The organism is Massilia polaris (genome assembly GCF_012927275.1).
GTDB lineage: Bacteria > Pseudomonadota > Gammaproteobacteria > Burkholderiales > Burkholderiaceae_D > Telluria_A > Telluria_A polaris.
Window position 1 is genome coordinate 1 of sequence record NZ_JABBGG010000003.1, and the last position, 12,920, is coordinate 12,920.

Annotated in this window: 6 protein-coding genes and 1 pseudogene; 1 reads left to right on the forward strand and 6 read right to left on the reverse strand. The window is 59.5% G+C overall.

What is annotated here, in order from left to right; all coding sequences use genetic code 11:
* Positions 1 to 188: 188 nt before the first annotated feature.
* Positions 189 to 1,046, forward strand: a pseudogene (locus HHL21_RS06315) (IS481 family transposase); the annotation flags it as partial.
* Positions 1,047 to 1,085: 39 nt separating this feature from the next.
* Here HHL21_RS06315 and HHL21_RS06320 read toward each other — a convergent pair.
* The 6 genes from HHL21_RS06320 to HHL21_RS06345 all read right to left on the reverse strand — a co-directional run bounded on the left by HHL21_RS06320 (position 1,086) and on the right by HHL21_RS06345 (position 12,852).
* On the reverse strand, positions 1,086 to 2,189 hold the full coding sequence (locus HHL21_RS06320) for a hypothetical protein (protein WP_169464428.1): 1,104 nt from the start codon (positions 2,187 to 2,189) through the stop codon (positions 1,086 to 1,088).
* On the reverse strand, positions 2,186 to 4,780 hold the full coding sequence (locus HHL21_RS06325) for a hypothetical protein (RefSeq protein WP_169464429.1): 2,595 nt from the start codon (positions 4,778 to 4,780) through the stop codon (positions 2,186 to 2,188). The genes HHL21_RS06320 and HHL21_RS06325 overlap by 4 nt, the downstream gene beginning before the upstream one ends.
* A gap of 1,106 nt (positions 4,781 to 5,886) precedes the next feature.
* Positions 5,887 to 7,233: a sensor domain-containing protein gene (locus tag HHL21_RS06330; protein ID WP_169464430.1), complete on the reverse strand. Its 1,347-nt coding sequence runs from the start codon at positions 7,231 to 7,233 to the stop codon at positions 5,887 to 5,889.
* Between the two features lie 94 nt (positions 7,234 to 7,327).
* Positions 7,328 to 8,005: a hypothetical protein gene (locus tag HHL21_RS06335; RefSeq protein WP_206085640.1), complete on the reverse strand. Its 678-nt coding sequence runs from the start codon at positions 8,003 to 8,005 to the stop codon at positions 7,328 to 7,330.
* The gene (locus HHL21_RS06340; protein ID WP_169464431.1) at positions 8,002 to 9,159 is read right to left on the reverse strand and encodes a RelA/SpoT domain-containing protein; all 1,158 of its coding nucleotides are present in this window, start codon (positions 9,157 to 9,159) and stop codon (positions 8,002 to 8,004) included. Before HHL21_RS06340 ends, HHL21_RS06335 begins: the two co-directional genes overlap by 4 nt.
* Before the next feature lie 81 nt (positions 9,160 to 9,240).
* On the reverse strand, positions 9,241 to 12,852 hold the full coding sequence (locus HHL21_RS06345; protein WP_169464432.1) for a hydantoinase B/oxoprolinase family protein: 3,612 nt from the start codon (positions 12,850 to 12,852) through the stop codon (positions 9,241 to 9,243).
* Positions 12,853 to 12,920: the final 68 nt, after the last annotated feature.

The window sequence follows — 12,920 nt, forward strand, 5'->3', positions numbered from 1 at the left end:
CGTAACATCATTTCGGTGTTGTACGACACCATTCCGGTATCGTGACCGCTGATTCCGGCATCGTGACCGCTGATTCCGGTGGCGGCCGAAATCGGTCACGATAGACCGGAATGGGTGGTCACGATGGACCAGAATGACCGGTCACGATAGACCGGAATCACTGGTCACGATGGGCCGGAATACCCACCAATCTCAAGAACCGCGTCGAAGAGGCCACGGAAGCCGCCGTTGTCGCTTTCTCCCTAGAGCAACCGGCCTTCGGGCAGGTTCGTGCTTCTAACGAGCTGCGCAAGCGTGGCATCTTCATTTCTCCGTCTGGTGTCCGCTCAGTATGGTTACGCCGCGATCTGGAATCGTTCAAGAAGCGACTGAAAGCGCTCGAATCCCATGTGGCAGCGACCGGCGAGGTACTGACTGAGGCCCAGGTCGTCGCTCTTGAGCGCAAGCAGGACGACGACGTCGCCCATGGCGAAATCGAAACGGCCCACCCTGGTTACCTTGGTAGCCAGGACACCTTCTACGTAGGCACGATTAAGGGCGTCGGTCGCATCTATCAGCAGACCTATGTTGATACCTATTCGAAGTGGGCTGCCGCCAAGCTGTACAACACGAAAACGCCGATCACAGCGGCCGATCTACTCAACGACCGTGTTCTTCCATCCATGGAAGAGCACGGAATGGGGGTGATCCGCGTACTGACCGATCGCGGTACCGAGTTCTGCGGCAAGGCCGAGTCGCATGACTATCAACTGTACCTGGCACTGAACGACATCGAGCACACGAAGACAAAGGTTCGCCACCCGCAAACCAATGGGATCTGCGAGCGCTTTCACAAGACGATCCTGCAGGAGTTCTACCAAGTTGCGTTTCGTCGAAAAATCTATCGCGGCATCGAAGAACTTCAGGCCGACCTAGACGACTGGATCGGCTACTACAACAATGAACGGACGCACCAGGGCAAAATGTGCTGCGGCCGAACCCCGGTGCAAACACTGGTTGACGGAAAGGAGGCGTGGCGCGATAAAATCACCACATTGAATAGCTGAATTTGACCTGACAGTCGCAGGCTTCAAACCGGGTAACTGTCAGATCAAGTCGCGATTACTACACATCAGGCCGGCTTGCAAGGTGACGACCTGCTCGCTCCACGTCCTTCCATCGCATCTGTTCGCGACCGGTTCGAGCTCGAAGACGAGGCGCGCCTTGTACGGCTCGGCGCCCACGAACTCCTCAGCGTCATTCCAATAGCGAAGTGTTCCTGACGCGCCCGATTTGCCCTCCGCCCCCGGCGTCCCGACGCTCCCTTTGTCCCCATAGTTCCCGCCCGAACCGCCGCCTCCGCAATTGTTGCCGGGGCCCGACGCGCCCCCGGCACCGGGGTCTCCTGCGTCGCCGCGCTCCCCACCCGGTCCGCCGGATGCTGGGTTGAGATCGACGGCCAACGTGTTGGCTTCGAGGCTCTTCAACAAATTCGATGACAACGTAATTGTCGCTCCATCTCCTCCTGAACCACCAGTGCCACCGGCTCCACTAACACCGCCATTACCCCCACGGCCACCGTTGCCAGGACCCGCTTTTGTGCCCCCGTAGGCATTGCATGAGCGTTTCGCGCCCTTCTCGCCGTTGCCGCCGCGCCCACCTTTGCCCCCCTTTTGTCCTTGTCCGCCCGACTGCCCAGCAGCGAGCAGCGTGACCCGTCCGGCACCGGTCAACTCTCCTATCTCGAACACGAGCGACGAAGCGTTGGCGCCGCCGTCCCCTTTAGCTCCTTGGTCACCCGCTTTTCCGGTGTCCCCGTCGCAGCCATCGCGGTCGCGGCTGCAACTACGAATTCCCCCGGTTGCTCCTGTCGCGGCCACCCCTTGCTTTGGCGACGGGCGATCGTCAGGGGCGTAGAAGCCGATGCGGACGTCGCCATCGACTCGGGCGTTCTTCGCCGAGATGAGGATGCGTCGTCCTTTGGAGTAGTACGCGCCGCTCTCGAACACGAGGGTATCGTTCTCCGGTACCGAAATCGAGACGACGTCCTGGACGGCGGCAGCGTCGAACGCGGCTCGGAAGGATACGTCCGCCGCGCTCGCGCCCAAGGGGAACACTGTCGCGACAACGGCGATCGCGGTCGCCATGAGCACCATCGCGGCCGCGTGGCGTGGCTGAGTGATGTTCGCGAATTTGGCACTCATGTTCATTGAACGATCCTTCTCCAGAAAGTGAAGCCGTCGATCACCGGTACGGACTTCCAGTTCGCGTCTTGAGGGGAGCCCCCGACGGTGACGGACAAGAAGTACAAGGTCCGGGCAGGCGGCGCCGCTCGGGACTGACGAAGCGACTCGAAGGTAAGCGGTGTCTCGGCCTCGGCCCTACGTTGGCTAACGCTGGCGGGCTCCTTGTTTGAGCTACGTATGACGGCGGTCTTCTCGCCGTTTGGAACGCTAAGGTCCACGTATGCGCACTCGGCGTTGCGCCTTAGCTCGCCAGCCGTCCGGTAGGTTACATCGAAGAAAAGGGTCTTGCCGGCCAGGGCGGCCTCGTTCCGGACACGCGGATCAACAATCCCGACCCGCAGCAGTCGCTCGGGCAGCGGCGCTGGAGGACGTGTCATATCGAACGGGATGAGTAGGGTAAATTGCTGCTGCTCACGTGCCTCGGGACTTTCGATTTGTCTCCGAATTTGAGCGTTGAGTTGCTCCATGAATAAGCGCACGTTGGGAGGCGCGCTCCGGCCATTCGCAATCTGTTGCTGATCGAAGAACGGCTGCGCGCCCGAGGCTCGCTCCGCCTGGTACAACTGCCATGCCTGATCAATGCTTCTCGCGATCCCATCGAGAACGGCCATGTGCTTCGCAATCTCGTTGTCGAGATGTGCCGCCGTAAGCGCGACCGGAGTGGTCGCCCCAGGCGAATCGGGCGAGTACCTGCCTGCCGCCAGGTAGGCCGTGAACTCCTCCGGATACGTGAGGATCTCCGGCGGCAGCGAGGGTGTTTTCCAGGTCTCGAAGAAGAGACTGCGACGAAGATCCATCGCGTCGTAATACAGCGCCTGGAGTTCCCGCGCCCACAATTGAAGCGCCGCAGTTTTCCACCGCACGAGCTCTTGGTCATTCGACGGTTTCAACTCAAGCAGCACTTGCTCAACCAGCCGAGTTTCCGCCAACTCCGCCTCGTCCGCAGCTATGGTGTTATGCAGCCCGTCGAGTTTCGCAGTGAGATCCGACAACTCGCGCTGGACATCTGCCAAGCGAGCCAGCTGGCGTTGGAGGGCGCCGTTGTTCTTCTCGATATCGTTGAGCGTTAAATTGTCCGGCTTCGGGATCGCGCCCATTCCGTCGTGCACGGCTTTGACCTTCGACGCGAAGTCGCCTGCGGATTGCCCGGCGCGCTTGGCTGCCTCGGTTCGCGTCAACGGCTTCTTGGCCCCTTCGGGCACCACCTGTTTTCCCGTGAAGACCTGCTCGGCGTCCCTAAGGTCGGCGGTATGTTTTTCCCAGGCCTGCCGAGCCGAATGAAGCTTCTGATACATCTGGGCGTTCTTCGCGGCGATGGTAGCGAGCGTTTCGACGTTTAGCGGTTGGCCTGCATTGTTCGCGTAGACTATGTCGCCAGCGACGCCAACACCGGCGGCGATGGCGGCGCCAGCTGCGGGTGTTCCGATGAAGGAGGCGCCGACAGCGAGGACAGTCGTACCAATTCGGATGTTCCGGAGGTCGCCGTCGCGCCCAGTACGACGTTCGAGTTCCTTGCGGCTGTATTCGCGCTCGTAGGCGACGGCCGCATCGATCTGCTCGGCTCTGGCCAAGGCGCTCGCGATGTCAGTAAAGACCGTGCTCATCTCGGCGCGGCGCAGATTCTGAGCCTCGCCGAGGAATCGGATCCGTGATGTCGCCGCGTTCAACGCATAGGTGTCCAGTACGGGGGCCGAGTGCGCCGACATGATGAGCGTCTTGAGCTTCGACAGCTGGCCGCTGGCGGACTCACGCGACAGCTTGAACCGATCCATGGCCGAAAGCATGTCCTTAGACGGGACGTGCGCGGGACCGCGGCCGCGCTGGTCGACATTCCGCCTCATTAATAGCTCAAGCGCGTCCATATCCATCAGAACTTCCGCGCGCTCAAGCGTCTCGACCAGTGGCCGGACCGCCCGAATGCGTTCCGCAAGGGTCGTCTTTCTTCCTTCGTCGAAAGGGGTCAGGGCGTGGTGCTTGCGCAGTTTGTAGGCCGTGTACGCCGGCCAGGCGACGACACCCTTCATTGCCTCGACGGCGGCGTTCGCGCCATCGTCGCTCACCGTGACGTTCCATTCGGCCGGCAGCGACGCTGGAAACGCGCCATCGAAATTTGAACTGTGGCGCCACAGCGACCTGGAGGCCGCGACACCTTGTAGGATTCCGGCAGTCGTCAGGAGTTGTTGCGCGCGCACGGTGACTCGCCGCGCGCGGTTCGGATTGACCGAAACCTGTAGCGGAAGCGCCAGCGACTTGCGCAGGTCAAGCTGAATGGCGTTAACCTCGAGTCCGTCCGCCGTTGCTGCGGGCTTGGTTAATGCGATCAGGCCCCGGTTTTCGAACGACACCTGATCGGCGTAGATGCGGATCATGCCGCTCTGAAGCGAGATAGGCTCGAGGATGCGCACCACCCGGGCGTCGAAGACCACCTCGGCGATATTGCCTGGCGCCTTGTCGACGGTTCGCACCAATGAGGCAAACCGGGCCGCGTCAACGATGAGGATGTCTCCGACGACCGTTATCCGAAGCCTGCCGCCGCCAAGGTCCTTGACAGCCATCTCGTACGCCGCGTCCTCGTCCCACGCGACGGTCGCAACCGGCGGAAGCGTGAGGGGTGGGCAGAGCGCGGCGGGCGCCAGTGGTTCGGCACGCGCGACGCGCGGTGGAGTCGTCTGCGCGTAACACGCCACCGTGCAGCACGTGGCGAGGGCGGCCAAGATTGCGCGTTGCCTCATCAATGATCCCATTTATTCCGTTCTATTAAGCAACGTTACCGCATTCATTGTGCTCGCGTCAACATTATGCAATGGCCATGCCCAATGATTCCGCGAGGAGGTGCGGAAACAGATGAAATTAGGTTGGCGCTGTCGGCCCGGCACCGACGTTGAGCGCCTAGCTACTATCGAGACTCGGCTAGTTTTCGTTATCGTCAACCGGGCTATAGACGTCCAGACCAAGTTCGATGCCGCGTGCACCAAGAGCGAGCATGCTTTCGGCACTTAGCGAAAAGCAGTCATACCCACTTTGCATGAATACACCGCAAAATATCTATATCGTAGGAGGAGGTCAGGGCCTGCCGAACTCAAGGTCGTTGATCATTTTGGCAATTAGCCATTTGATTTGGCCGAGGCGGCCGACATATCTCATGCAAGACCATAAACGCGGCATTCGGTGAAATGGCAGTACATAGCTTAACGAGTTCGCCAGCCTTTATCTCATCTGACAGTTTGTGTCCGGTCAAGTCTGAGCTAGTACAGTTGAGCATCCGTTCCATGTCGTAAAGAACCTATTCCGCCATCGTAAGGCGCGCTATCGTGGTCTGGGCCGGAAGACGTTTTTCGATACCCAACACCCGAGGTGCGTCCTGAGCGCCGAAATGGCGCCGGGGAACTCCAGATTGCGTCGAAAAGTTCGTTGCCAGCGCATCAAATCGCGCAACTTCCATTTTCTGACTAACCCGTTTTTGAAAAACTCGCGCTGATCGGCGGGAAAAGTGAATTGATCAGGGCTTCCCTAGTGAGGGAATCCGGCCTATCGATCGATGTAAGGCTTTTGAAACTATTGTATTGATGAGCGAAAGCCAGGAGTTCTGCCAAAAATACACGACAAGGTCAAATGCGCGGGCATGCGCGTACGATATCTTGGCACTTGAAAGCGATGTTTGCTACAGGTGTATGTGCTGCCCTCTCTTTTTCATTTCGTACATCGCGTCGTCCGCTTTTTTAAGCAGCTGCTGTGCGTTTACGCCGTGTTCCGGATAGATCGCAATTCCAATACTCGGCGTTATGGATAGCGTCAGGTCGCGCACATGCATCTGACCACATAATTCGGTGCGGATTTTTGCCGCGACCAGTTCCGCGTCGCCGCGGAGGCACGCGCGGTCAAGCAGCACGACAAACTCGTCTCCACCAAGCCTCGCAACTGTATCGGTATCGCGTACACACTGGCCGATACGCCGCGCCACTTCCTGTAGTAGCTTGTCGCCCGTTTCGTGTCCATACAGGTCGTTGATGGGCTTGAACTTGTCGAGGTCGACATACAACAGCGAGAAGCCGTGATTGTTACGCCGCGCGCGAGCCAGTGCAGTATCGAGGCGGTCAAGTAGCAGCGTTCTGTTTGGCAAGCCAGTCAGCGCGTCGTGCTGCGCCATGTGGCGCAGCTGCGAGTGCAGCCGCTTGCGCTTGATCGCCGTCGCGATCTGGGTCGATACAAACTGCAGCAGCTCCTTATCGCGTTCGGTGTAGCACGGCGATCCGTTCGGCTCCATGACCGCCAGCGCGCCAATCACGCCATTGCTCGACGCGAGGGGCAATCCAAGCCAGCACGGGGCGACGCGCGTGGCAGCGTCGCGCAGGAAGTCAGGCAGCTCCACGTGTGACGTTGGCTTGAGCAGCAGCGGCCGCCCCAATCTGATGACGTGTTCGCACAGGGTGTGATGGGCAGCTTCGCTTGCAGCTGTCGATCCGTCCAGCCCGTGGACGTGGTATTTGAAGTCTAGATGCTCGTGCGTTGCGTCGAGGAGCGCGATGGTAAGTCCGGGCGCCGGCAGCAGTTCGTTGATGATGCGGTGGATCTGTGGGTAGAGCGCGCACAGGTCGTTGGCGATGTGGACGGCTTCCGAGATGGCGTACAGCGCGGCCTGCACGGCCTCGGATCGCTTGCGCTCCGTGATGTCATGTGCGATCGCGATGCGCACCTGGTCGGACTGCGACCAGCGGGCGGACCACGAAATATGCACCCTGCTGCCATCCTTGCGCAGGTAGCAGTTTTCGAAATTCGTTTTGCAGTCGCCCGTCATGATCTGGCGCGCCGCCTCAAGCGTGCGCGCGCGGTCGTCTGGAGCGACCATCTCGATCATCAGGGTGCCAACCATTTCTTCGGGCCGGTAGCCGAAGATCCGCTCGCAGGCAGCACTCACAAAGAGAAATCGCCCCTCCCAGTCGACCACGCAGACAGCGTCGAGGAGAAGGTCAACAAAGCCAGATGGCGGCGTGAATGCTCGGGTTTCCATTTGAAAACTATTCTATCCCTATGCGCACCGCATAGGCGCAAATATCTCCTCTTCGTACAACATTAGGCTCCCGGGGGCAACGGTCCGATTCACATCATCCGACTAAAGTACCGATCACTGACCCGAGTAATCCTCCGGCGGCGCCAGCTAGCGCCACCCACCAACGCTTATCTTTCCGATGTTCTAGAGCGCGCGAGTGCAAGTTTACAGCTGTGTCAACCAGCGCCTTAATATCAGACGGTGACAATGGCACCCGAGAGACTCGCGCTTGTTGCTCAAGGGGCAATATTCGATATTCTGCTGCGGTTAGGACGCGCTCCTCATCAACGTCATAACGCTTAGGAAACTGGCGGCGCCATACCAAGGACGCTCGAACGCGTGCCGAATCGAGTCTAAAGAACTCAGGATGCTCTAAGAAAACGACTTTCCATTTCCCTGCCTGCGATTTGTCCGCGGACATGCGATCTGCCCATTCTTCGAAGGAAAGCTTATAAAACTTATAGGTTGCCATTGCCTGAATCGCCGCAATAACATCGCTGAGGCGTTGCGGATCCGCTAGGTAGGGCGATAGCGTCGTATCTTCACGCCTCCAGAGATTGTTGATAAGGGATCGAACCTGTTTCATATGAGGCCAAATGGTGGTTGAGGGGGACGCGAACGAAGTTAGAAATATTTTTAAAAATCGATCGAAGGGCGAGGTTCGACAAAGCTCTCCCTTCGATACCAGAGTTGACGCCAGCTCCGGGAAGGACAGTCCCGCGACGTCAGTCATTGACCAAGCCGCGGGCGAGTGGTTCCCAGCAATCGTTGAAGTGTTTGAAGAAATGACCTGTTGCGTTGCGCTGGTAGATTTACGGCCGTCACAAACCAGAGGTGTTGAAGAAAATCTGTGGAATCGGCAAAATAGTTAGGGTATGCCTCCTTAATACCGCCCACTGCCGTAGTCGACACCAGCGCAACGACCCTGTGTGGGGTTTCCGCGGCAATTTTTTCACACTTAATGTATCGTGCCTCAGCCTCGGCGTTCATATCATCACTGTAGAGCGAGCTGCTAACTTGTCGCTTTTTTGTATCAACCTCGATTAGAGCATAGCCGGTTACAGGGACTTCACTTAGTCGTTCGTTTATGATGTTAAGGGATTGGGCGAAAGCGTTGAATTTAGTGATTACATCCAGTTGCACACAGGCTTCTTGTGCGACGCGACATGCCTCGATAAGATCGGGCCTAGCAAGAATCTTGCCCTCGTAATTTTCGTATTTTTCCGCATCGGTCAAGGTATCGAATAAGTGAATCGATTCCATAACCGCAAATTGTTCACTGACGCTGCGAAAAAATTTCTTCCAATCTGCATTTCCTTGGTTTGATTTCAATGCTTGGCCAGTGAAAAGATCCACAATTTCCAACGCTGTTGCCCAATCGTGCTGAAGAGACGTTCGCACTTGAATTTCAATACTTTTCATCTCTTCCGACGACTCGCCGAACGCCCCTATCAAGTGATACCCGCGGTAACCGTCGTCCTTCGGATTTTTAATATAATCTTTGGATTTGATCTTCCCAGTGCTCACCTTGAATTCAGGACGTTTCCTGAGTTCGCGAACAAGCTGCCTCAAACGTTTCTCATTCGAAACAATTGCGCGACATCCACCAATGTCTTGCATATTTCGAAGTTTCATCGTGTCATAGCGACGCAACTTAGCCACGATGGAAACGTAACGCTTCAACCTCTTTGCGAAAATTGTCGATTTATCTTTTTTCTGCGCCACGTTTTGCAAAATGTTAAATGCAATTTCAAGTGGCTTTTCATGGCTAAAACGCCAGTATGAGAGGATGTCCATCGCTTCCGAGTATGCCGCCGGGTCGGTGTTTATTAGGTCGGCATCGAGCAATTTTTCGCCGGCTTTGATAATCGCTTTTCCAGAATACATTCGCTAGATTGCTCGCAAAGAATAATTGATTGATGGGATAACGCATTGTCAGTCAGCACGACCAACGCCACTGACTTCGCTCTATTCTAGCGTGGTAAATCCGAATCCGCCTCCGCCCGGGGTCTCAATCACGAACATGTCGCCGGCCTGCATATCCGTTTTACCGATGTGTGCGAGCTGTTCGACGCTGCCGTCGGCGCGAACGACAGTGTTGACGCCCTTCGCGCCCTCGCCTCCGCCTGCCATGCCGAACGGCGCGTAGATGCGGTTGTTGGACAGGATCGCCGCTGTCATCGGTTCGAGGAAGCGCACTTTACGCACGCCGCCGTTACCGCCATGCCAGCGCCCTTCTCCCCCCGAACCTTGGCGGATCTCGTAGCTCTCAAGCCGCACCGGGAATCGGAATTCGAGGATCTCGGGGTCGGTGAGGCGCGAGTTCGTCATATTGGTCTGCACCACATCGGTTCCGTCGAAACCCTCACCCGCACCGGAACCGCCCGAAATCGTCTCGTAATACTGGTACTTCGCATTCCCGAACGTGAAGTTGTTCATCGTGCCTTGCGATGCCGCCAGCACGCCCAGTGCGCCGTACAGGGCGTTGGTGATGCAGGTCGAGGTTTCGACGTTGCCCGAGACGACCGACGCCGGATACTGCGGATTGAGCATCGAGCCAGGCGGGATGATGACGTTGAGCGGCTTGAGGCAGCCCGCGTTGAGCGGAATTTCGTCGTCGACCAGCGTGCGGAACACGTACAGCACCGCCGCCATGCACACCGCCGACGGCGCGTTGAAGTTATTTTCAAGCTGGCCGGAGGTGCCGGTGAAATCGATTGTCGCGCTGCGGGTCGGATGATCGACCTTGATCGAGACCTGGATCTGGGCGCCGTTATCGAGCTGGCAGGTGTAGCCGCCGTCCTTCAGCGCGGTGATCACGCGGCGCACCGCTTCTTCCGCGTTGTCCTGTACGTGCCCCATGTATGCCTGCACGACGTCCAATCCGAAGTGCGCGACCATCTTGTGCAGTTCGTCGACGCCCTTCTGGTTTGCCGCGACCTGCGCGCGAAGGTCGGCCATGTTCTGGTCGGGATTGCGGGCCGGATAACGCGCACCGGCCAGCAGCGCCCGGGTCTCGGCGTCGCGCAGCAGTCCATTGGCGCCGTCGACCAGTTTGAAGTTGTTGATCAAAACGCCTTCCTGGTCGATGGTCACCGAATCAGGCGGCATCGAGCCTGGCGTGGTGCCGCCGATATCCGCATGGTGGCCGCGCGAGCCGACGTAGAACAGGATGGTCTGGTCCGCCTCGTCGAACACCGGCGAGATCACCGTCACGTCAGGCAGGTGCGTGCCGCCGTGGTAAGGATCGTTCAGCATGAATACGTCGCCGGGGCGCATCGCGCCTGCGTTTTCGCGCATGACGGTCTTGATGCTCTCGCCCATCGAGCCAAGGTGCACTGGCATGTGCGGCGCGTTGGCGATCAGGTTGCCGCGTGCGTCGAACAATGCGCAGCTGAAGTCGAGGCGCTCCTTGATGTTGACCGAGTAGGCGGTGTTCTGCAGGCGCAGCCCCATCTGCTCGGCGATCGACATGAACAGGTTATTGAAGATCTCGAGCATCACCGGATCGGCCGTCGTGCCGATCGCACGGCGCTCCGGCAGTGCTTCGACGCGCGTCAGCACGAGGTGGTTGAAGTCGGTTACCTGCGCCTGCCAGCCTGGCTCCACAACGGTGGTCGAGTTGTCTTCGGCGATGATGGCGGGACCCTTGATGACGTCACCGGGCCGCATGCCAGCACGCTTGTACAGGCCAGTCTCGTGCCACTCATCGCCGCCGAACATGCGCACGCGCTCATGCGGCATCAGCGGCGCGCTGCGCTCGGAAATATCGGAGGCGAAGCTTTCAGCGGGCGCGTCGGATTTGCCGATGGCTTCCACCGAGACGGCTTCCACGACGAGGGCCTTGGACGGCATCAGGAACGAGAAGCGCTTCTTGTACGCGGTCTCGAACTGAGCCTTCATGCTGCCCGGCGCGTCGAACAGCACGATGATGGCCGAATCGGTGCCTTCATAACGCAGGTGGACGCGGCGTACCAGCTCAATGCGCTCCGGTGCTACGCCCTGCTTCACCAGTTCATCGGTCGCGCCCTGGCCCAGCACTGCCAGGCGCTCATCGAGGGCCGCCTGTGCCAGGTCGTCAAGCCGCTGTTCGACAGCGGACTCGCGCATCGATGTCTGGTCCGCGAGTCCCATTCCGTACGCGGACATCACACCCGCCAGCGTATGGATGAAAACCGTTTTCATGCCCAGGGCATCGGCCACCAGGCAGGCGTGCTGACCGCCCGCGCCGCCAAAGCTGGTGAGCGCGTATTCGGTCACGTCGTGGCCGCGCTGCACCGAGATCTGCTTGATCGCGTTGGCCATGTTACCGACGGCGATCTGGATGAAACCATCGGCAACCTGCTCGGGCGCGGGCGTCGTGCCGGTGGCTGCGCCGATGTCGCGCGCCATTGCGGCGAACGCGGTGCGCACCGCTTCGACGTCCAGCGGCTGGCTGGCTTCCGGGCCGAACACCTTCGGGAAATGGCCCGGCTGGATTTTACCGAGCATGACGTTGCAGTCGGTGACTGCAAGCGGGCCGCCGCGGCGATAGCTTGCCGGCCCGGGATTGGCGCCCGCGCTGTCAGGGCCGACGCGGTAGCGGCTGCCGTCGAAGTGCAGGATCGAGCCGCCGCCCGCGGCGACCGTGTGAATGCTCATCATCGGCGCGCGCATGCGCACGCCCGCCACCTGGGTCTCGAACACCCTTTCGAACTCGCCCGAGAAGTGCGAGACGTCGGTCGAGGTGCCGCCCATGTCGAAGCCGATAACGCGGTCGAAGCCCGCCAGCTGGCTGGCGCGCACCATGCCGACGATGCCGCCGGCGGGGCCGGACAGGATGCTGTCCTTGCCCTGGAAGGTGCGCGCATCGGTCAGGCCGCCGTTCGACTGCATGAACTGCAGGTTCACATTCGGCATCTGGCGCGCGACCTGGTCGACGTAGCGGCGCAGGATCGGCGACAGGTAGGCGTCGACGACGGTGGTATCGCCGCGCGCGACCAGCTTCATCATCGGGCTGACCTGGTGCGACACCGATATTTGCGTAAAGCCGATCTCGCGCGCGATGCGGGCGGCGGCGGCCTCGTGTTCAGTGAAGCGGTAGCCGTGCATGAAGACGATGGCGAGTGAGCGCAGGCCGCTGTCGAACGCCGCCTGCAGCCCGGCGCGCGTGGCTTCCTCGTCGATGGCCTGCACGATCTCTCCATGCGCGCCCATGCGTTCGTCGACTTCAATCACGTGGCTGTACAGGAGTTCGGGCAGCACGATATGGCGGTCGAACAGGCGCGGACGGTTCTGGTACGCGATGCGCAGCGCGTCGCGGAAGCCGCGCGTGATCGCGAGCGCGGTGTGTTCGCCTTTGCGCTCCAGCAGTGCGTTGGTGGCCACCGTGGTGCCCATCTTGACCGCTTCGATCGTGGACACGGGAACCGGTTCGCCTTCGGCCACGCCGAGCAAGTGGCGGATGCCGGCTACCGCCGCATCGCGGTATTGCTCGGGATTCTCCGACAGCAGCTTGTGCGTCACGATACGGCCGTCCGGCTGGCGCGCGACGATGTCCGTGAATGTTCCGCCCCGGTCGATCCAGAATTGCCAATCCATGCGTGTCCCCTGCAAATTCGTTTGAGCGCATATTGTAGTGCGCCGGCCGCTGATTTTAGCGAAAATGC

Bases quoted from the DNA above. Each gene is read 5' to 3' on its own strand.
- HHL21_RS06345 (WP_169464432.1), bottom strand. From the start codon at position 12,852: ATGGATTGGCAATTCTGGATCGACCGGGGCGGAACATTCACGGACATC.
- HHL21_RS06330 (WP_169464430.1), bottom strand. From the start codon at position 7,233: ATGGAAACCCGAGCATTCACGCCGCCATCTGGCTTTGTTGACCTTCTC.
- HHL21_RS06325 (WP_169464429.1), bottom strand. From the start codon at position 4,780: ATGGCTGTCAAGGACCTTGGCGGCGGCAGGCTTCGGATAACGGTCGTC.
- HHL21_RS06340 (WP_169464431.1), bottom strand. From the start codon at position 9,159: ATGTATTCTGGAAAAGCGATTATCAAAGCCGGCGAAAAATTGCTCGAT.
- HHL21_RS06335 (WP_206085640.1), bottom strand. From the start codon at position 8,005: ATGACTGACGTCGCGGGACTGTCCTTCCCGGAGCTGGCGTCAACTCTG.
- HHL21_RS06320 (WP_169464428.1), bottom strand. From the start codon at position 2,189: ATGAACATGAGTGCCAAATTCGCGAACATCACTCAGCCACGCCACGCG.